Raw genomic sequence first — 20,247 nt, forward strand, 5'->3', positions numbered from 1 at the left:
ATACACCGCTTTCGCGAGCAGGCTCGCTCCCACAGAGGAAATGTCTGTGGTTTCAGAACCCCTGCGGGGTCGAGCGAGCGACGATGGCTTCGACATCCAGCCCCCGCGGCAACGCACCGTACACACGCCCGCCACCACTCAGCCGACTGGCAATAAACGCATCACTCACCGCCGCATTTCCCGCCTCCAGCAACAACCTGGCCTGCAGACCCAGCGCAATGTCTTCGGTCAGTTGCCGGGCCCGATACTGAATGTCCGAGGTGTCCTTGAACTGCGCCTGCAACTGCTGGATATGCGCAGCCAGACGCTTGTCGCCATGGCCGTCGCCCAGCTCGCTGAACAGCACATCGAGCACGCCCGGCTCCTTCGACAGCGCACGCAGCACGTCGAGGCATTGCACGTTGCCCGAGCCTTCCCAGGTCGAATTCACCGGTGCCTCGCGGTACAGACGCGGCAGGATGCTGTCTTCGACATACCCGGCGCCGCCCATGCATTCGGCGGCCTCGTTGATCATGGCTGGCGCGCGTTTGCAGATCCAGTACTTGCCCACCGCCGTGACCAGCCGGGCAAATTGCGCCTCGTGACGGTCGTCCAGATGATCCAGTGCCCTGCCCATGCGCAGGCTCAGGGCCAGCGCCGCTTCGCTTTCCAGGGCCAGGTCGGCCAGCACGTTCTGCATCAGCGGCTGTTCGCTGAGCAGTTTGCCAGCGACCTTGCGGTGCGCGCAGTGATGGCTGGCCTGGGTCAGCGCCTGGCGCATCAGCGCGCTGGAACCGACCATGCAGTCGAACCGGGTCATGGCCACCATCTCGATGATGGTCGGCACACCGCGCCCCTCTTCGCCGACCATCCACGCCAGCGCGCCGCGGAATTCAACTTCGCTGGAAGCGTTGGACTGGTTGCCGAGCTTGTTTTTCAGACGCTGGATGTAGAACTGATTGCGCGTGTCGTCGGGGCGATGGCGCGGCAGCAGGAAGCAGGTCAGGCCCTTGTCGGTCTGCGCCAGGGTGAGGAACGCATCGCACATCGGCGCCGAACAGAACCACTTGTGCCCGACCAGTTCATAGGCCTGCCCCGGACCGCTGGCGCCCACCGGATAGGCCTTGGTGGTGTTGGCCCGCACGTCGGTGCCACCCTGCTTTTCGGTCATTGCCATGCCGATGGTGACCCCGGCCTTGTGCGCCATGCCGACGTTGCGCGGGTCATATTCGCTGGCGAGGATTTTCGGCAGCCATTGCCTGGCCAGATCCGCTTGCAGGCGCAGGGCCGGCACACTGGCGAACGTCATGGTCAGCGGGCAGCCACTGCCGGCCTCGGCCTGGCTGTGCAGATAGGACATGGACGCCCGGGCGACATGCGCGCCGTCCTGGGGATGCGTCCACGGCAATGAGGTCAAGCCATGCTCGATGGCGGTACGCATCAACTGGTGATACGCCGGGTGAAACTCCACCAGGTCGATGCGATGACCGTAGCGGTCATGGCTGGCGAACACCGGTTTGTTCTGATTGGCGAGGAACCCGGCTTCCATCAGCGGCCCGCCGGCCAGGGCGCCGTAGGCGTCGATCCGCGACTCGGCCCAACCGGCGCCAAACCGCCGCGACCACTCCTGCAACGGCAGGTCGATGCGGTACAGGTTGGTGCCGTCGAGCGACGGCGGCTGGTTGCTGACTTCGTGGGTTTCGGCGAACTGATGCAGGTTCATGACGGGGCTCCTTGATCGGCCAGAGCTCCAGTTAAGCACCGCCCCGGACCCGATCAAAGTGTCATACCGGCCTAAATACCGGCGCTTTCACCCTGTATTCAGGACAACACCCGCCGCTCCAGCGCGGCCTGCAAGTCTTCGAATTTCACCGGTTTGCTCAGGTAATCGATCAACGCGCCGGCGCCGCAATGCTCGCGCTCCGCGGTCAACGCGAGCATGAACACCGGAAGATGAGCACAGCCCGGCAGGTCGCGGATCTGGCAGGCCAGCGAAGCACCATCGAGGCTCGGCAGCTGACCATCGATCAGCACCGCATCGACCGTTTCCCGTTGCAGGCAATCGAGCGCCGTCGTGGCGTTGTCGGCGGTGCGCACGCGAAACCCGAGCTTGAGCAGCATGCCGCGCAGCACCAGTTGGTTGACGCTGTTGTCGTCCACCAGCAACACCGTGCAATCCTGCGGCGCGCGCTCGCCGAGGCGCGGAGCGAGCGGTGCCGGCTCGACCGCCGGCAGCTCGAATTCGACATCCAGCTGGAAACGGCTGCCGCGACCCGGCTCGGAGCGGTGGGTCAGCTTGCCACCGAGCAATTCGACCAGTTGTCGGCAGATCGCCAGGCCAACGCCGAGGCCGCCGTACTCGCGGGTCATCGAACCGTCGAGCTGGAAGAAGCGCTGGTACATGGTTGCCTCGCCGAGATCGGTGAAACCGATGCCGGTATCGATCACCGCAAAGGACAGCGCCAGGCGATTGTCCGGCAGCGGCTTGCCGGTGACCCGCAGGGCCAGGCCGCCGACGCGGGTGAACTTGATCGCGTTGTCGAGCAGGCACTCCAGGCACTGCGCCAGTTTCGCGCTGTCGCCGTACAGGCGATCCGGCAGGGTCGGCAGCACGTCGACCTTGAAATCCAGCGACTTGCCCGCTGCATTGCCATCGAACTGCGCGCGCAAGGCCTCGACCACGCCGCGCAGGCTGAAACTGGCCGGCGTCGCCTTGAGCTTGCCGGCCTGCAGTTCAGTGAGGGTGAGGATGCCGTTGACCATGCGCATCATGTCCCGCGCGGAACCGGCGGCCGTCTGCTGGTACTGCTCGAGTTCCGGGTCCAGGTCCACGGTCTGCATCAACTCGAGGGAGCCGATCACACCGTTCATCGGCGTGCGCAGTTCGTGGGTCAGCGTGGCGAGGAATTCGTCCTTGAGCTTGTTGCTGTGGGCCAGTTGCTGGTTGAGCACTTCGAGCTTCTGTCCGGCATCGAACAGGGTCTGCGCCTGCTGCTCGCGCATGGCATTGATGCGATCGGCCAGCGCCAGCGACAGCAGCGCGACTTCGATGGCCGAGCCGATCTGGCTGGCGTACATGGTCAGGAAGACGTTCGGCAGCAAGCCCAGCACCATCAGCGTATTGACGATCCCGCCGAGGAGGAACGCCGACCAGGCGATGATGAAGTAGCGCGCCACCCGCAGGCCGCGCCACCAGGCGAGAATACCGGCGGCGAAAATCACCACGGTGAAGGTCAGCGCCAGCGTCGTCGCCAGGCGCAGGGCCAGGGCGTAGCTGGTCATCAGCGACAGGCCGACCACCAGCGCACCGAATGCAATCAGGGCGATGAGCAACCGGTCGAGCCAGCGACTGTGGTGCCTGGTCTGCAGGAAACTGCGGGCGAACTGGCTGCCGAACAGCCCCGCGCAGCCGATGAAAAACGGCGTGGCGGCATTGGCCCACCACGGGTTGTCCGGCCAGAAGTATTCGACGGCCGCGCCGTTGACCGACAACTGATAGAGGCCGAACGAGGCGATATAGAAGATGTAATAGAGGTAGCTGGTGTCGCGCACGCTGAGGTAAATGAACAGGTTGTAGACCACCATGCCCAGCAGCACGCCATAAATGATCCCCAGCACGTACAGGCGCACCGGCTGGTCTTCGAGGTACGCGGTGCTCGACCAGAGCGTCACCGGTGCCTGGATCGACCCTTCGCTGGCCAGGCGCAGATAGACCGTCTGCGCCTGATCAGGAGCGAAGTTCAGATCGAACAGGTAGTTGTTCTGGCGAATCTCGCGACTGGCGAACGGCAAGGCGTCGCCGGTCTGTCGTGCCAGATGATAGTTGCCATTGGCATCGGCCAGGTACAGGTCGAGGTGATCGAGCGGCGGATACGCCAGCTCCAGCAGCCAGGTGCGCTGCGCCGACGGATTGCTTGGCCGGTAATGCAGGTCGATTTTCAGCCAGAACGCCGAACGCGAATAACCGGCGTTGAGCGTGGCGTTGTCGTGGGCCTTGAAGTTGCCGGCAGCGGCCTGCGCGCGGACGTCGGCAATGGTCGCCTGACCGCTCGCGTCTTCGAACACTTGCAGGGCACGGCCCAAAGGCAGGCTTTGGGTGAATTCGTCGAATTCGACGGCGTTTGCCAGGAGGGGCAAACAGAACAGCAACATCAACAAATAGCGCATTGAAGCCCCAGCGTGGCTTGTCCGGTTGTGTCAGGAAGCCCCCCATTCCCTTTGAGTAGACGTAAAACCGGTATTACCTGTTATTGGTTTGGATCCACTCTAGCATAGCCGTTGATGGCCATTGAGCACCATTGAAATTTTTCCTATAAAGGCTCTAGAACGGGCGTTTCAGAGCAGAGCAGCGGGCTAGAGCTGTTGGCCTGGTCAACTTGTTGCAGCGATCGCAGCCGACGCCGGCGCCCTGCAGGGAATGCATGGCCATGCAGCAGCCGCCGCCGGCCGCGATCTTTCGATCTTGCTCTGCGGCACTGAACCCGAAAATCAGGTTTGGTGGTAAGCTCGCGCACCATGAATATCTACAGCTCTCGCCCCGTTGTCCTCTGTCTCTCCGGCCACGACCCCAGTGGTGGCGCCGGCTTGCAGGCAGATATCGAAGCCCTGCTCGCCCAGGGTTGCCATGCGGCTCCGGCCGTCACCGCCCTGACCGTGCAAGACACGGTCAATGTCACTGACTTCCGCGTCCTCGACCGTGAGTGGGTACTGGCCCAGGCCAACGCCGTGCTCAACGACTCCGAAGTCGCCGCCGTCAAACTGGGCATGCTCGGTTCGCTGGAAATGGTCGACACCGTGGTCGAACTGCTCTCGGCGCACCCGCACCTGCCAGTGGTCTGCGACCCGGTGCTGCGCGCCGGCGGCGGCGGCCGCCTGGGCAAGGACGAAGTCGGCTACGCCATGCGTGAACGCCTGCTGCCGCTGTCGATCATCGCCACCCCCAACCTCCCGGAAGCGCGGATCCTCGCCGAACTGCCCGAAGGCAGCGCCGACGAGTGCGCGGAAAAACTCCTGCCGTTCGTCAAACACCTGCTGATTACCGGTGGCCATGGCGACGAAACTGAAATCCACAACCGCCTGTACAGCCGCGACGGCTTGCGTGAAACCTTCATGTGCCATCGGCTGCCGGGCAGCTATCACGGTTCCGGTTGCACCCTGGCCAGTGCCCTGGCCGGTCGCCTGGCCCAGGGTGAACACCTGGCCAGCGCCGTGCGCACGGCGCTCGACTACACCTGGCGCACGCTGCGCGATGCCGAACAACTGGGCAAAGGCCAGTACGTCCCGCGTCGCCTGCCGCTGGATTTCTGTTCGTAACGTTTCGCCTGATTGCCGGAGATCTGTCCGATGAAACTACGGGGCCTTTACGCCATTACCGACAGCCAGTTGCTGGCCGGCAAATTCCTGTCGTACGTGGAGGCGGCGCTGGAAGGCGGCGTCACCCTCCTGCAATACCGCGACAAGAGCAGCGACGAAGCCCGCCGCCTGCGTGAGGCCGAAGCCCTGCGCGATCTGTGCGAGCGCTACAAGACCCAGCTGATCATCAACGACGATGCGGAACTGGCCGCGCGCCTCAACGTCGGCGTCCACCTGGGCCAGACCGACGGCCCGCTGTCGCCCACCCGTGCGCTGCTCGGTTCGAAAGCGATCATCGGCTCGACCTGTCACGCGCAGCTCGAACTGGCCGAACAGGCCGCCAGAGAAGGTGCGAGCTACGTCGCCTTCGGTCGCTTCTTCAATTCCAGCACCAAGCCCGGCGCGCCGAGCTGCAGCCTCGAACTGCTCGACCAGGCCCGCCGTACGCTGCATCTGCCGATCTGCGCGATCGGCGGCATCACCCTCGACAACGCCGCGCCGCTGGTGGCCCACGGCGTCGATCTGCTGGCCGTGGTCCACGGCCTGTTCGGCGCCGACAGCACCACCGAGGTCACCCGCCGCGCCCGCGCGTTCAACGCATTACTGAAAGCCTGATTTGAGAGCCCGATCATGTCTCGTTCCGAAACCCTGTTTGCCAATGCCCAGAAACACATTCCCGGTGGCGTGAACTCGCCGGTTCGCGCGTTCAAGAGCGTGGGCGGTACACCGCTGTTCTTCAAGCATGCCGAAGGCGCCTACGTCACCGACGAAGATGACAAGCGCTATGTCGATTACGTCGGCTCGTGGGGCCCGATGATCCTCGGCCACAGCCATCCGGACGTGCTCGACGCAGTGCGCAGGCAGCTCGAGCACGGCCTGTCCTACGGCGCGCCGACTGCGATGGAAACCGAGATGGCCGACCTGGTCTGCTCGCTGGTGCCGTCGATGGACATGGTGCGCATGGTCAGCTCCGGCACCGAAGCGACCATGAGCGCGATTCGTCTGGCCCGTGGTTTCACCGGCCGTGACAGCATCATCAAGTTCGAAGGCTGCTACCACGGTCACTCCGACAGCCTGCTGGTCAAGGCCGGTTCCGGCGCGCTGACCCAGGGCGTACCGAGCTCGGCCGGCGTACCGGCGGCGTTCGCCAAACACACCCTGACCCTGCCGTTCAACGACATCGCTGCCGTGGAGAACATGCTCGCCGAAGTCGGTCAGGAGGTGGCGTGCATCATCATCGAGCCCGTGGCCGGCAACATGAACTGCGTGCCGCCGGCGCCGGGCTTCCTCGAAGGCCTGCGTTCGCTGTGCGACAAACACGGCGTGGTACTGATTTTCGACGAAGTGATGACCGGTTTCCGCGTCGCCCTCGGCGGTGCCCAGGCGCACTACGGCGTCACCCCGGACCTGACCACGTTCGGCAAGATCATCGGTGGCGGCATGCCGGTCGGCTGCTTCGGCGGCAAGCGGGAAATCATGCAGAAAATTGCCCCGCTGGGCCCGGTCTACCAGGCAGGCACGCTGTCGGGCAACCCGCTGGCGATGGCCGCCGGCCTGACCACCCTGCGCCTGATCAGCCGCCCGGGCTTCCACGCCGAACTGACCGACTACACCACGCGCCTGCTCGACGGCCTGCAGCAGCGCGCCGACGCGGCGGGCATTCCGTTCGTCACCACCCAGGCCGGTGGCATGTTCGGCCTGTACTTCAGCGGCGCCGACGACATCGTCACCTTTGACGACGTGATGGCCAGCGACGCGGCGCTGTTCGGGCGCTTCTTCCACCTGATGCTCGAAGGTGGCGTGTACCTGGCACCCAGCGCCTTCGAAGCCGGTTTCACCTCCATCGCCCACGGCGAAGCGGAACTGCAACTGACCCTCGACGCGGCCGAACGCGCCTTCGCCGCCTTGAAATAAGCGCCGCACCGCTGACGTTGGCCATGGCCAACGTCAGCTTTCACCTACATCCTCGGGCTTTTTCCGACCCCGCTGCGAAAAATCCCCAGCAAATTGGGCGATATGTTTCCCATGCAGCAGAAAATCGAGTAAAGACTTTGTAAGGTTGGCCCTGCTTATTTCATAATGCGCGCTTATTGGATCCCTCGGCGGGTCCGCGCGCCCTTCAGAGGTAAGTCGATTCCCATGAACCGCACCGGCCGCACCCTTGCATTGGGCTGCCTGTTGCTCCTTCAGCCCCTGCTCGCGCATGCACAAGCAGGCGGCAACTCGTTGTTGATCCCGGCGATGGGTCGCTGCACCCTCAATACCCAGCCGCAAGATGTCACGCAGGCACTGGCCGCGTGCCAGAAAGCGGCGGACGAAGGCGATGCGCAAGCGCAATACGAGTTGGGTGAGTTCTACTACGACGGCAAGAACGCGCCGCGCGACCTCAATCAAGCCCTGAGCTATTTCGAAAAGGCCTCCCTGCAAGGCCACGCCCAGGCGCAATTCAAGCTCGGCACCATGTTCTTCCACGGTGAAGGGGTGCAGGCCAACAACATTCAGGCGTACATCGTGCTGAAGATGGCTGCGGTCAACGGCGCCGAAGACGCTCTGGACACCGCTGACGAAGTCGCCGAGAAAATGCCCCGCGAAGACCTCGAAACCGCCACCCAGGTGCTCGGGCAGATCTTCCGCAAATACCTGATGGAACTGCAGAGCGCCGACGGCCGTACGCCGTTCTCGCCTCTGCCTTGAGTGCTGCGCCACTTTTTCTGGCCGCTTCGCGAGCAGGCGCGCCCCCACAGGGGATCTTCTGAACACGCGAGATCATATGTGGGAGCGAGCCTGCTCGCGAACGGGGCGCCCCGGTCTTGAACCTTACTTCTCGGGCATCGGCACCGGAAACGGCATCACGTTACCGACCGCACCGCGGGCTTCGCTGATCTTCGGCGTGCCGAGGCGTTCGACTTCGTCGATGCGCACGATCGAATGCATCGGCACAAAGCTGCGCACCACACCTTCGAACTGCGCCTTGAGCTTTTCTTCGCTCGGATCGACGACCACCTGCGTGCGCTCGCCAAAGACGAACTCTTCCACTTCCAGGAAACCCCACAGATCACTTTGATAGATCTGCTTGGCGTACATTTCGAACACCTGGCCCTGGTTGAGGAAAATCACCTTATAGATTGGAGCTTCGCGTTTGGTCATGGCGGGCGGATTACATCGGGGATAAAAATGAGGGCGCGAACTATAGCATAGCCACTGGACGCACAGCGGTAGGAACCTGGAGGCATGTTCCCTATAATGCGCGGTTCTTTGAACCACGTGACGACCCTATTCCATGGCCAAGAAGCTATACATCGAAACCCACGGTTGCCAGATGAACGAGTACGACAGCTCGCGCATGGTCGATCTGCTGGGTGAACACCAGGCCCTGGAAGTCACCGCCCGCGCCGAAGACGCCGACGTGATTCTGCTCAACACCTGCTCGATCCGCGAGCGCGCCCAGGACCGGGTGTATTCGCAACTCGGCCGCTGGCGTGAACTGAAGCTGGCCAACCCGGACATGGTCATCGCCGTCGGCGGTTGCGTGGCCAGCCAGGAAGGCGCGGCGATCCGTGATCGCGCGCCGTACGTCGACGTGGTATTCGGCCCGCAGACCCTGCACCGCCTGCCGGAAATGATCGACGCCGCGCGCATCAGCAAGCTGCCGCAGGTCGACGTATCGTTCCCCGAAATCGAAAAATTCGACCACTTGCCCGAGCCGCGCATCGATGGCCCGAGCGCCTACGTGTCGGTGATGGAAGGTTGCAGCAAGTACTGCACGTTCTGCGTGGTGCCCTATACCCGCGGTGAAGAGGTCAGCCGGCCGTTCGACGACGTGATCGCCGAAATCATCCACCTCGCCGAAAACGGCGTGCGCGAAGTGACTCTGCTCGGGCAGAACGTCAACGGCTATCGCGGCCTGACCCACGACGGGCGCCTCGCCGACCTCGCCGAACTGATCCGCGTGGTCGCCGCCGTCGACGGCATCGACCGTATCCGCTACACCACCTCGCACCCGCTGGAGTTCTCCGACAGCCTGATCCAGGCCCACGCCGAAGTGCCGGAGCTGGTCAAGCACCTGCACCTGCCGGTGCAGTCGGGCTCGGACCGCATTCTGGCGGCGATGAAGCGCAACCACACCGCGCTGGAGTACAAGTCCAAGCTGCGCAAACTGCGCGCGGCGGTGCCGGGGATCAGCATCAGCTCGGACTTCATCGTCGGTTTCCCCGGCGAGACCGAGAAAGATTTCGAACAGACCATGAAGCTGATTGCCGACGTCGGTTTCGACTTTTCCTACTCGTTCGTCTACAGCCAGCGCCCGGGCACCCCGGCTGCCGATCTGGCCGACGACACCCCGGAAGAGTTGAAGAAGGAACGTCTCAACGCCTTGCAGCACCGTCTGAACCAGCAGGGCTTCGAAATCAGCCGACAAATGGTCGGATCGATCCAGCGCATTCTGGTGACCGATTACTCGAAGAAGGACCCCGGCGAGCTGCAGGGGCGCACCGAGAATAATCGTATCGTCAACTTCCGCTGCGACAATCCCACCCTGATCGGGCAGTTCGCCGACGTGCACATCGACGCGGCGCAACCGCACTCGCTGCGCGGCTCGCTGATTCAATAATCAACACCGGGCACGGTGGGAGCGTGCCTGCTCGCGAAGGCGGCGATACATTCAACTGCAATGTGTCTGACTCACCGCTTTCGCGGGCAGCCTCGCTCCCACACGAACCGCGATGATTTAAGAGCTTTCGCACCCAGGCCACTGGCGTTATCCTTGATTTCATCCCAATTGCCCCAGGGCGGCTAAATACGACCTTGAACGCACCCATAGAACCCCATCGTTTTATCCTCGAGCCCTTTGAGGCTCGCCGCTTCGCCAATCTGTGCGGGCAGTTCGACGAGCATCTGCGCTTGATCGAACAGCGCCTGACCATCGAGATCCGCAATCGCGGAAACCAGTTCGAACTGATCGGCGACCCCAAGCACACCACGTCTGCGGAAAACCTGCTGCGCCGCCTGTACCGGGAAACCAAGGGCACCGAGCTGTCGCCGGACCTGGTGCACCTGTTCCTCCAGGAATCGGCCGTCGTCGAGCTGGACAACCATGCTCCGGCCGAAGCGTCCGTCGCCCTGCGCACCAAGAAAGGCATGATTCGCCCACGCGGCTTGAATCAGCTGCGCTACGTGAAGGAAATCCTCGGCAACGACATCAACTTCGGCATCGGCCCGGCCGGTACCGGCAAGACCTATCTGGCCGTGGCCTGCGCCGTCGATGCGCTGGAGCGCGAGCAGATTCGCCGCATCCTGCTGGTGCGTCCGGCGGTCGAGGCGGGTGAAAAGCTCGGCTTCCTGCCCGGCGACCTCGCCCAGAAGATCGATCCGTACCTGCGCCCGTTGTACGACGCGCTCTACGAAATGCTCGGTTTCGAATACGTCGCCAAGCTGATCGAACGCCAGGTGATCGAAGTTGCGCCGCTGGCCTACATGCGCGGCCGCACGCTGAACAACAGCTTCATCATTCTCGACGAAAGCCAGAACACCACCGTCGAACAGATGAAAATGTTCCTCACCCGGATCGGCTTCGGCTCCACCGCGGTAATCACCGGCGACATCACCCAGGTCGACCTGCCGCGCGGCACCAAGTCCGGCCTGCATCATGTCATCGAAGTGCTCAAGGACGTGCCGGGCATCAGCTTCACCCACTTCCAGCCCAAGGACGTCGTGCGTCATCCGCTGGTGCAGCGGATCGTCGAAGCCTACGAGCGCTTCGAAAGCCGCGCCGATGCGCCCAAGGAAACCTCGCGCGATGCTTGAGCTGGATCTGCAGATCGCTACCGAAGCGAACGCCCCGAGCGAAGCCGAGTTCCGCCAATGGTGCGAGCTGGCCCTGCGCCAGCGCAGCGCCGACTCGGAAATGACCATTCGTCTGGTCGACGAGGCGGAAGGCCGCGAGCTCAACCACACCTGGCGCCACAAGGATTACGCGACCAACGTCCTGTCGTTCCCGGCCGAGGTGCCCGACGAGTTCCTCGACATCCCACTGCTGGGCGATCTGGTGATCTGCGTGGCGGTGGTCGAGCGCGAAGCTGCCGAACAGGGCAAGGAACTTAACGCGCACTGGGCACATCTGGTCATTCACGGCTGCTTGCATCTGCTCGGTTACGACCATATAGATGACGACGAAGCCGAAGAAATGGAAGCACTGGAACGCGAGTTGCTTGCTGAACTCGGCTATCGCGATCCGTACGCGGACGACGAAACCGAAACATCCCCTATCGTTACAACAAAGGATTCAGAGTAATCGCTATGAGCGAAGATCGATCGAGCAACGGGCAGAAGTCATGGCTGGGTAAACTGACCCAGGCTTTTGCCCACGAGCCGAAGAACCGCCAGGAGCTGCTGGAGCTGCTGCGCGATGCACATCAGAACAAACTGCTGGACAGCGAAGCGCTGGCCATCGTCGAAGGCGCCATCCAGGTGGCTGACCTGCAGGTGCGCGACATCATGGTGCCGCGCTCGCAGATGATCAGCATCAAGGCGACCCAGACACCCCGCGAATTCCTCCCCGCCGTGGTCGACTCGGCCCACTCGCGCTACCCGGTCATCGGCGAAAGCCATGACGATGTGATGGGCGTGCTGCTGGCCAAGGATCTGCTGCCGCTGATCCTCAAGGAAAACGGCGACAGCTTCAACATCAAGGACCTGCTGCGCCCGGCTACCTTCGTGCCCGAATCCAAGCGCCTGAACGTGCTGCTGCGCGAATTCCGCGCCAACCACAACCACATGGCCATCGTCATTGACGAATACGGCGGTGTCGCCGGCCTGGTGACCATCGAGGACGTGCTGGAGCAGATCGTCGGCGACATCGAAGACGAGCACGACGTCGAAGAAGACAGCTACATCAAGCCGCTGCCCAGCGGTGACTTCCTGATCAAGGCCCTGACGCCGATCGAGAACTTCAACGAGTTCTTCGACAGCGAGTTCTCCGACGACGAGTTCGACACCGTCGGCGGCCTGGTGATGAGCGCGTTCGGGCACTTGCCAAAACGCAACGAAATCACTGAAATCGGCGCCTATCGTTTCCGCATCCTGAACGCCGACAGCCGTCGGATTCATCTGCTGCGCCTGACGCCAATCGCTCGTTGATTCTAAGGACTGAAATGCGCTGGACAACCCGCCCCGGCTGGCCCGGTAACCTGCTGGCCGTGGCGGCCGGTGCAATCACCACTTTCGCGCTGGCACCGTTCGATATCTGGCCGCTGGCACTGCTCGCGGTCGGCCTGTTCTATGCCGGCCTGCGCGAGCTGAGCCCGCGCCAGGCGCTGGGTCGCGGTTGGTGCTTCGGCTTCGGCCTGTTTGGCGCCGGCACCAGCTGGATCTACTACAGCATCCACCACTTCGGCGGTGCCTCGGTGCTGCTCGCCGGCTTCCTGATGCTGCTGTTCACGGCGGCAATCGCCTGGTTCTTCGCCCTGCCCGCCTGGCTCTGGGCACGCTGGCTGCGGCGCAATGAAGCGCCGCTGGCCGATGCCCTGGCGTTCGCCGCCCTGTGGGTCGGCCAGGAAGCCTTTCGTGGCTGGTTTCTCACCGGTTTCCCCTGGCTTTATTCCGGTTACAGCCAGCTCGACGGCCCGCTGTCCGGGCTCGCCCCGGTGGGCGGCATGTGGCTGGTGTCGTTCGTCCTGGCGCTGACCGCCGCACTGATCTACAACGCTGCGCGCCTGCTGCGCAGCGCTCGCAAAGGCTTCATCGCCGCCGGCGTCGTGCTGCTGATCGGGCCGTGGGCGGCCGGCATCGCCCTCAAGCATCACGCCTGGACCAGCCCGGCCGGCGCGCCGCTGAGCGTCGCCGCCATCCAGGGCAACGTCGAACAGAGCATGAAATGGGACCCGGCCCAGCTCAACGCGCAACTGGCGCTGTACCGCGACCTGAGCTTTCGCTCCAAACCGGTGGATCTGCTGATCTGGCCGGAAACCGCCGTGCCGGTGCTCAAGGAATCCGCCGAGGGTTACCTGAGCATGATGGGCAGCTTCGCCGCCGAGCGAAAAACGGCGCTGATCACCGGCGTGCCGATCCGCGAAACGGTTCGTCACGAGAAACGCTTCTTCAACGGCATCACCGTGGTCGGCGAAGGCGATGGCACCTACCTCAAGCAGAAACTGGTGCCGTTCGGCGAGTACGTGCCGTTGCAGGACCTGCTGCGCGGGCTGATCGCGTTCTTTGACCTGCCGATGTCCGACTTCGCCCGCGGTCCGGCCGACCAGGCGCTGTTGCAGGCCAAGGGTTATCAGATCGCGCCGTTCATCTGCTATGAAGTGGTGTACCCGGAGTTCGCCGCCGGCCTGGCCGCGCGCAGCGATCTGCTGCTGACGATCAGCAACGACACCTGGTTCGGCACCTCGATCGGCCCGTTGCAGCACCTGCAGATGGCGCAGATGCGCGCCCTTGAAGCCGGACGCTGGATGATCCGCGCGACCAACAACGGCGTGACCGGCCTGATCAACCCGTTCGGGCAGATCACCGAGCGCATTCCGCAGTTTGAACAGGGCATCCTGTACGGTGAAGTGGTGCCGATGCACAACCTGACGCCGTACCTGCAATGGCGCTCGTGGCCGCTGATCATCCTGTGCGTGGTGCTGTTTGGCTGGGCGCTGATGACCAACCGGATGTCCAAGACGCTCTGAGAAATCGCCCGCTCCCACAGGTGACCACTGTGGGAGCGAGCTTGCTCGCGAAGGCGCCACCAACGACACCGCGTCAATCGGCGCTGCCACCCCCTCGATAAAACAGCGAATAGCCGATCTGCCCCACCGCCTCGTTCAGCAGCTGCCCGCTCTGCCAGATCGACTTGAACTCCGGCAGCCAGCCACCAAACGGTCGGGCATTGTCGGTGCCCAGAAAACCTACGGGCGCTGGCACCACTTCAAACCCTGCCTGCTGAAAGCACCACACCGCGCGCGGCATGTGCCAGGCCTGCGTCACCACGACCACGCGCTTGATACCCTGCGGCAACAACATATCGGCACTGAATTTGGCGTTTTCCCAGGTGGTACGGCTCTCGCCCTCCTGCCAGCGCACGCTGACCCCGGAATCATCCAGCAAGGAGTCCGCCATCAGCTTGGCTTCCGTTGGCGGCGTGCCGTAGTGCAGGCCGCCGCTGGTCAGCAGCGGCAGCCCGGAAGCCTTGGCCAGGCGCGCGGCATAACGCTGCCGCTCAAGCCCGACGCCGGTCGGCTGGTCTTCGCCCCAGGCCAGGTCGCCGCGTTCCCGTCCGGAACCCAGGACCACAATCGCGTCGGCCCGCTGCGCCAGGGTCGACCACTCTGCACGGGCCAGCGGCGGCTCGCGCTCCAGTGCCTTGGCGCCCCATTGCACGACCACCGGCAGGCTCATCAGCCAGAACCCGCCAAATCCCAAGGCAAAGCACCATCCAGCCAGGCGTGGCCGGGAACGGCGCAGCCACCAGGCCGCCAGCAGCAACAGCAACAAGATGCCGGGCGGCAACAACAATTGTTTGACGAAATAACGAAAAGGCATCGGGCATCTCCAGAGATGCCCGAAGCCTAAGGGGGTTGATACTGCGGAACAACCTATAGGGTGGGATCCTGTTGAAAAAGATCCGCTACTTGACCTGCCATGCGCTTACTTGGCCTGCTGGGAACGCACCTTGATGGTGTCCCGGCCGGGCGCCTTGTCCTTGAGCCAGATGACCTTGGCCGAATGTGCTGCATCGAGCTGCTTCACTGCTTGTGACAGGCATCCATGCGTTTCACGTTCACTGCGATCCAGATAGGCCTTGACCAGTTTGAACTCGGCGGGGCTCAAGCCACGCAATTCCAGTTCCAGGGGGCGCTCGTCGCGCAGCCGGCCAGCGGTTTTTGCAGCGTCCAGGGCAGTGCCCAGACGGTCGATCAACCGCTCGTACAACTCGGGTTTGGTTACGTTCTTTTGCTGTGACTCCACCATCCCTCACCTCATTGAAGATAAGACTCACTCCCCAGTTAGAGCTTAGCTTCGCTGCACAAACCGGCTGCACGCCGCGACCAACGGCCCTCGCCACGGTTTCAGCCGGCTGCACGGCTGCAATCAGGGTTTCCCTAGGCCAAGCGCGGTCATGTATGCTACGGCGCTTCCTGTAACTCCACTTCCAGCTCGTCCGGGCCGCCCCGGGTGTCGCATTGAAGAGGATTAGGCCACCCCTATCCAGTACAAAAGTAGCCATGCACGAACAATATCAGCCCCGTGAAATCGAAGCCGCCGCCCAGTCGTTCTGGGACGAGCAAAAGTCCTTTGAAGTCAGTGAACAGCCAGGCAAGGAGACGTACTACTGCCTGTCGATGTTCCCTTACCCCAGCGGCAAGCTACACATGGGGCACGTGCGCAACTACACCATCGGCGACGTGATCTCCCGCTACCAGCGCATGCAAGGCAAGAACGTCCTGCAACCGATGGGTTGGGACGCCTTCGGCATGCCGGCGGAAAACGCCGCGATGAAGAACAACGTCGCCCCGGCCAAGTGGACCTACGAAAACATCGCCTACATGAAGTCCCAGCTGCGCAGCCTCGGCCTGGCGGTGGACTGGTCGCGCGAAGTCACTACCTGCAAGCCGGATTACTACCGCTGGGAACAATGGCTGTTCACCCGCCTGTTCGAAAAAGGTGTGATCTACCGCAAGAACGGCACCGTGAACTGGGACCCGGTCGACCAGACCGTGCTGGCCAACGAGCAGGTGATCGACGGTCGCGGCTGGCGGTCGGGCGCGCTGATCGAAAAGCGCGAAATCCCGATGTACTACTTCAAGATCACCGCTTACGCGGATGAGCTGCTGGAGAGCCTCGACGAGCTGACTGGCTGGCCGGAACAGGTCAAGACCATGCAGCGCAACTGGATCGGCAAATCCCGCGGCATGGAAGTGCAGTTCCCGTACAACGTCGACTCGATCGGCGAAGCAGGCACCCTCAAGGTCTTCACTACCCGTCCGGACACCCTGATGGGCGCGACCTACGTTGCGGTGGCGGCCGAGCACCCGCTGGCCACCCAGGCAGCGCAGAACAATCCCGAGCTGCAGGCATTCATCGCCGAATGCAAGGGCGGCAGCGTCGCCGAAGCCGACGTCGCCACTCAAGAGAAAAAAGGCCTGCCGACCGGTCTGTTCGTCGAGCATCCGCTGACCGGTGAAAAACTCCCGGTGTGGGTCGCCAACTACGTGCTGATGCACTACGGCGATGGCGCGGTAATGGCTGTGCCGGCGCACGACGAGCGCGATTTCGAATTCGCCCACAAGTACAACCTGCCGGTGAAATCCGTGGTGCGCACCAGCTCCGGCGACAGCAACCCGGCGCCGTGGCAGGACGCCTACGGCGAGCACGGCACGCTGATCAACTCCGGCGAGTTCGACGGCCTCGACTTCGCAGGCGCGTTCGACGCCATGGAAGTCGCCCTGATCAAGAAAAACCTCGGTGCCTCGCGCACCCAGTTCCGCCTGCGCGACTGGGGCATCAGCCGCCAGCGCTACTGGGGCTGCCCGATCCCGATCATCCACTGCGCCACGTGCGGCGACGTGCCGGTGCCGGAAGACCAGCTGCCAGTCGTCCTGCCGGAAGACGTGGTGCCGGACGGCGCCGGTTCGCCGCTGGCGCGCATGCCCGAGTTCTACGAGTGCAACTGCCCGAAATGCGGTCAGCCGGCCAAGCGTGAAACCGACACCATGGACACCTTCGTCGAGTCGTCGTGGTACTACGCGCGCTACGCCTCGCCGCACTTCGAAGGCGGCCTGGTGGAAAAGTCCGCGGCCGACCACTGGTTGCCGGTGGATCAGTACATCGGCGGTATCGAACACGCCATTCTCCACCTGCTGTACGCACGCTTCTTCCACAAGCTGATGCGCGACGAAGGCCTGGTCAGCTCCAACGAGCCGTTCAAGAACCTGCTGACCCAGGGCATGGTAATCGCCGAGACGTACTACCGTCGCGAAGCCAACGGCGCCTACACCTGGTTCAACCCGGCGGACGTCGAACTCGAGCGTGACAGCAAGGCCAAGGTCATCAGTGCCAAACTGAAATCCGACGGCCTGCCGGTGGAAATCGGCGGCACCGAGAAAATGGCCAAGTCGAAGAACAACGGCGTCGACCCGCAGTCGATGATCGATCAGTTCGGCGCCGATACCTGCCGCCTGTTCATGATGTTTGCCTCGCCACCGGACATGAGCGCCGAATGGTCCGACTCCGGCGTCGAAGGCTCGCATCGCTTCCTCAAGCGCGTCTGGCGACTGGCGCAGGCCCACGTCACCCAGGGCCTGCCGGGCAAACTGGACATCGCCGGCCTGAACGACGAGCAGAAAGCCGTGCGCCGCGCCATCCACCTGGCCATCAAGCAGGCCAGCCACGATGTCGGCCAGAACCACAAATTCAACACCGCCATCGCTCAGGTGATGACGCTGATGAACGTGCTGGAGAAAGCCGCGCAAGGCACCGAGCAGGACCGCGCGCTGATTCACGAAGGTCTGGAAGCCGTCACGCTGCTGCTGGCTCCGATCACCCCGCACATCAGCCACGAACTGTGGAGCCGCCTGGGCCACGCCGATCCGGTGATCGACGCCGGTTGGCCAGCGGTGGATGAAAGCGCGCTGGTGCAGGACAGCCTGCAACTGGTCATTCAGGTCAACGGCAAGCTGCGCGGCCAGATCGAAATGCCGGCCAGCGCCACCCGTGAAGAAGTCGAAGCCGCGGCCCGCGCCAACGAAAACGTGCTGCGTTTCGTCGACGGCCTGACAATCCGTAAAGTGATCGTAGTGCCCGGGAAACTGGTCAATATCGTCGCCAGCTAATTGGATCGGGCGTCAGCTTGCCTGGCGCCCAGTAAAACCTTTCGGGCCGCAGGGTCGGCCCACATGGTTTCAAGGGGAGCAACACAATGATCAAACGCAATCTGCTGGTGATGGGCCTCGCGGTCCTGTTGAGCGCCTGCGGTTTCCAGCTGCGCGGTACCGGCACCAACGAACTGACGATCAAGGAACTCGACCTGAGTGCCCGTAACGCCTACGGCGAGACGGTTACCCAGCTGCGTCAGGTGCTGGAGTCCAGCGGTGTCAAGGTTTACACCGGCGCACCGTACAAGCTGTACCTGGCTGACGAGCAGGAAAGCCAGCGCATCCTCAGCTATGCCGGTGCCGGGCGTACCGGTGAGTACCAGGTCAGCACCGTCCTCAGCTATGACATCCGTGGCGACCACAACCTGCCGCTGCTGAGCGACAAGCTCGAAGTGCAGAAGGTGTTCATCCACGACGGCAACAACCTCGTCGGTTCCGATCAGGAAGCCAACGACGCCCGCCGTGAAACCCGTCGCGAGCTGATCCAGCGCATGATGCTGCGCCTGCAACAACTGACCCCGGGTCAATTGCAGCAGCTGCAACAGACCGCCAACGACCGCGCCAAGGCAGAAGCCGACGCGCTGGAAGCGGCGCAGAAGGCTGAAGCGGAAACCCCGCGTCAGTCGCCGCTCGAACTGCCGCAGCAGTAAGACGTTCGGGGCGCTCAAGCGCCCCGTTCGCCGTTTCTTATGAAGCTCGCTCCCGCCCAACTCGGCAAACACCTGCAAGGTGCCCTGGCACCGGTCTACATCATCAGCGGCGACGACCCGCTGTTGTGCCAGGAAGCCGCCGATGCCATCCGCCGCGCCGCCCGCCAACAGGGTTTCGACGAACGCCAGGTGTTCGCCGCCGACGCCAATTTCGATTGGGGGACGTTGCTGCAGGCCGGCGCCAGCATGTCGCTGTTCGCGGAAAAACGCCTGCTGGAACTGCGTTTGCCCTCGGGCAAGCCCGGCGACAAGGGTGCCGCGGCCCTGATCGAATACTGCTCGCGCCCGGCGGAAGACACCGTGCTTCTGGTCAGCCTGCCGAAGCTCGATGGCAGCGCACAGAAGACCAAGTGGGGCAAGGCGCTGGTCGAAGGCCCGCAGACCCAGTTCATCCAGATCTGGCCGGTGGACGCCAACCAGCTGCCGAGCTGGATTCGCCAGCGTCTGTCGCAGGCCGGCTTGTCGGCCAGCCAAGACGCGGTCGAACTGATCGCCGCACGCGTGGAGGGCAACCTGCTCGCCGCCGCGCAGGAAATCGAAAAGCTCAAGCTGATGGCCGAAGGCGGCCAGATCACGGTGGAAACCGTCCAGGCTGCCGTGGCCGACAGTGCGCGTTTCGACGTGTTCGGCCTGACCGATGCCGTGCTCAACGGCGAACCGGCCCACGCCTTGCGCATACTCGAGGGCCTGCGCGGTGAAGGTGTCGAGCCACCGGTGATCCTCTGGGCGCTGGCCCGGGAGTTGCGCCTGCTGGCCAATATCTCGCTGCAATACAGCCAGGGTACGCCGCTGGACAAGTGCTTCAGCCAGGCGAAGCCGCCGGTCTGGGACAAACGCAAACCGCTGATGAGCAAAGCCCTGCAACGCTACTCGGCGCCGCGCTGGGCGCAGTTGTTGCTCGAGGCCCAGCGCATCGATGCGCAGATCAAGGGCCAGGCCGCCGGTTCGCCGTGGATGAGCCTGAGCCGGTTGGCGCTGTTGATGTCGGGCCAACGCCTTTCACTGCCCGCCGAGTAAGACGTTCAACCGCATCCCCCCCTTCGCGTCAGAATATTCCTACGCAATAGAGACTGGACAGACGCGCGGCTTCGGCAGATTATTCGCCCCGCAGCACCCACCTACCGAGAGAACCCTCATGAGCAAAAAGCCAGCGAAACATGGCCCGAACAAGGCCAAATCCATCATTGCCCAACCCCTGTTCCGCAGCCGTCAGGAACGACCAACCAAGGGTAAAGGCAGCTACCGCCGCGAAGCCTTCCAGTCTGACAGCTGGGAGGCTTCTTACTTTCTGGCCGCTTGAAGCGCAGTACCCCTTCCTCATGTTAAGGTCTGCACCTGATTCGTATTCC

The 20,247-nt window shown here is 63.3% G+C and carries 18 protein-coding genes; 13 read left to right on the forward strand and 5 right to left on the reverse strand.

What is annotated here, in order from left to right; all coding sequences use genetic code 11:
- Positions 1 to 52: 52 nt before the first annotated feature.
- The gene (locus QRN70_RS13015; protein ID WP_285418346.1) at positions 53 to 1,702 is read right to left on the reverse strand and encodes an acyl-CoA dehydrogenase family protein; all 1,650 of its coding nucleotides are present in this window, start codon (positions 1,700 to 1,702) and stop codon (positions 53 to 55) included.
- Positions 1,703 to 1,800: 98 nt separating this feature from the next.
- Complete coding sequence (locus tag QRN70_RS13020) at positions 1,801 to 4,146, reverse strand: hybrid sensor histidine kinase/response regulator (protein ID WP_285418348.1); 2,346 nt, start codon at positions 4,144 to 4,146, stop codon at positions 1,801 to 1,803.
- Positions 4,147 to 4,494: 348 nt separating this feature from the next.
- Here QRN70_RS13020 and QRN70_RS13025 point away from each other — a divergent pair, with 348 nt between their 5' ends.
- The 4 genes from QRN70_RS13025 to QRN70_RS13040 all read left to right on the forward strand — a co-directional run bounded on the left by QRN70_RS13025 (position 4,495) and on the right by QRN70_RS13040 (position 8,025).
- The gene (locus tag QRN70_RS13025; RefSeq protein ID WP_285418350.1) at positions 4,495 to 5,292 is read left to right on the forward strand and encodes a hydroxymethylpyrimidine/phosphomethylpyrimidine kinase; all 798 of its coding nucleotides are present in this window, start codon (positions 4,495 to 4,497) and stop codon (positions 5,290 to 5,292) included.
- A 30-nt stretch (positions 5,293 to 5,322) separates the two neighbouring features.
- Positions 5,323 to 5,946, forward strand: coding sequence for a thiamine phosphate synthase (gene thiE / locus QRN70_RS13030; RefSeq protein WP_285418351.1), 624 nt, complete (start codon positions 5,323 to 5,325; stop codon positions 5,944 to 5,946).
- A 15-nt stretch (positions 5,947 to 5,961) separates the two neighbouring features.
- Positions 5,962 to 7,245, forward strand: coding sequence for a glutamate-1-semialdehyde 2,1-aminomutase (gene hemL / locus QRN70_RS13035; RefSeq protein ID WP_285418353.1), 1,284 nt, complete (start codon positions 5,962 to 5,964; stop codon positions 7,243 to 7,245).
- A 225-nt stretch (positions 7,246 to 7,470) separates the two neighbouring features.
- Positions 7,471 to 8,025 (forward strand): tetratricopeptide repeat protein, encoded by a 555-nt coding sequence (locus tag QRN70_RS13040; protein ID WP_285418355.1) that lies wholly within the window; start codon positions 7,471 to 7,473, stop codon positions 8,023 to 8,025.
- Positions 8,026 to 8,148: 123 nt separating this feature from the next.
- Here QRN70_RS13040 and QRN70_RS13045 read toward each other — a convergent pair whose 3' ends face one another.
- A complete protein-coding gene (locus QRN70_RS13045) occupies positions 8,149 to 8,478 on the reverse strand; it encodes a DUF1820 family protein (protein WP_077045543.1) in 330 nt (109 codons plus the stop codon).
- 133 nt (positions 8,479 to 8,611) lie between these two features.
- Between QRN70_RS13045 and miaB the strand changes: the two genes are divergently transcribed.
- The 5 genes from miaB (at position 8,612) to lnt (ending at position 14,003) form a co-directional block, all read left to right on the forward strand.
- A complete protein-coding gene (miaB, locus tag QRN70_RS13050; protein WP_285418358.1) occupies positions 8,612 to 9,940 on the forward strand; it encodes a tRNA (N6-isopentenyl adenosine(37)-C2)-methylthiotransferase MiaB in 1,329 nt (442 codons plus the stop codon).
- Between the two features lie 194 nt (positions 9,941 to 10,134).
- Entirely contained in the window at positions 10,135 to 11,133 is a 999-nt protein-coding gene (locus tag QRN70_RS13055) for a PhoH family protein (protein WP_285418360.1), read from the forward strand.
- Entirely contained in the window at positions 11,126 to 11,620 is a 495-nt protein-coding gene (ybeY, locus tag QRN70_RS13060; RefSeq protein WP_285418362.1) for an rRNA maturation RNase YbeY, read from the forward strand. Before QRN70_RS13055 ends, ybeY begins: the two co-directional genes overlap by 8 nt.
- A 5-nt stretch (positions 11,621 to 11,625) precedes the next feature.
- A complete protein-coding gene (locus QRN70_RS13065; RefSeq protein WP_007909641.1) occupies positions 11,626 to 12,465 on the forward strand; it encodes a CorC family transporter in 840 nt (279 codons plus the stop codon).
- A 14-nt stretch (positions 12,466 to 12,479) separates the two neighbouring features.
- On the forward strand, positions 12,480 to 14,003 hold the full coding sequence (gene lnt / locus QRN70_RS13070; protein WP_285418364.1) for an apolipoprotein N-acyltransferase: 1,524 nt from the start codon (positions 12,480 to 12,482) through the stop codon (positions 14,001 to 14,003).
- Positions 14,004 to 14,076: 73 nt separating this feature from the next.
- On the opposite strand, the gene QRN70_RS13075 is transcribed toward lnt, so the two are convergent.
- A complete protein-coding gene (locus tag QRN70_RS13075; protein ID WP_285418366.1) occupies positions 14,077 to 14,856 on the reverse strand; it encodes a YdcF family protein in 780 nt (259 codons plus the stop codon).
- Positions 14,857 to 14,961: 105 nt separating this feature from the next.
- The gene (locus QRN70_RS13080) at positions 14,962 to 15,285 is read right to left on the reverse strand and encodes a hypothetical protein (protein WP_285418368.1); all 324 of its coding nucleotides are present in this window, start codon (positions 15,283 to 15,285) and stop codon (positions 14,962 to 14,964) included.
- 254 nt (positions 15,286 to 15,539) lie between these two features.
- Here QRN70_RS13080 and leuS point away from each other — a divergent pair, with 254 nt between their 5' ends.
- The 4 genes from leuS (at position 15,540) to arfA (ending at position 20,198) form a co-directional block, all read left to right on the forward strand.
- On the forward strand, positions 15,540 to 18,146 hold the full coding sequence (gene leuS, locus QRN70_RS13085) for a leucine--tRNA ligase (protein WP_285418370.1): 2,607 nt from the start codon (positions 15,540 to 15,542) through the stop codon (positions 18,144 to 18,146).
- A gap of 86 nt (positions 18,147 to 18,232) precedes the next feature.
- Positions 18,233 to 18,838 carry an LPS-assembly lipoprotein LptE gene (locus tag QRN70_RS13090; protein WP_285418372.1) on the forward strand — a complete coding sequence of 202 codons (606 nt, stop codon included), beginning with the start codon at positions 18,233 to 18,235 and terminating at the stop codon, positions 18,836 to 18,838.
- Positions 18,839 to 18,877: 39 nt separating this feature from the next.
- Positions 18,878 to 19,915 carry a DNA polymerase III subunit delta gene (gene holA / locus QRN70_RS13095; protein WP_285418374.1) on the forward strand — a complete coding sequence of 346 codons (1,038 nt, stop codon included), beginning with the start codon at positions 18,878 to 18,880 and terminating at the stop codon, positions 19,913 to 19,915.
- 118 nt (positions 19,916 to 20,033) lie between these two features.
- Positions 20,034 to 20,198, forward strand: a complete 165-nt coding sequence (gene arfA / locus QRN70_RS13100) for an alternative ribosome rescue factor ArfA (protein ID WP_285418376.1) — start codon at positions 20,034 to 20,036, stop codon at positions 20,196 to 20,198.
- Positions 20,199 to 20,247 lie beyond the last annotated feature (49 nt).

It is taken from the genome of Pseudomonas sp. efr-133-TYG-5, assembly GCF_030209175.1.
In the GTDB taxonomy this organism is placed as follows: Bacteria; Pseudomonadota; Gammaproteobacteria; order Pseudomonadales; family Pseudomonadaceae; genus Aquipseudomonas.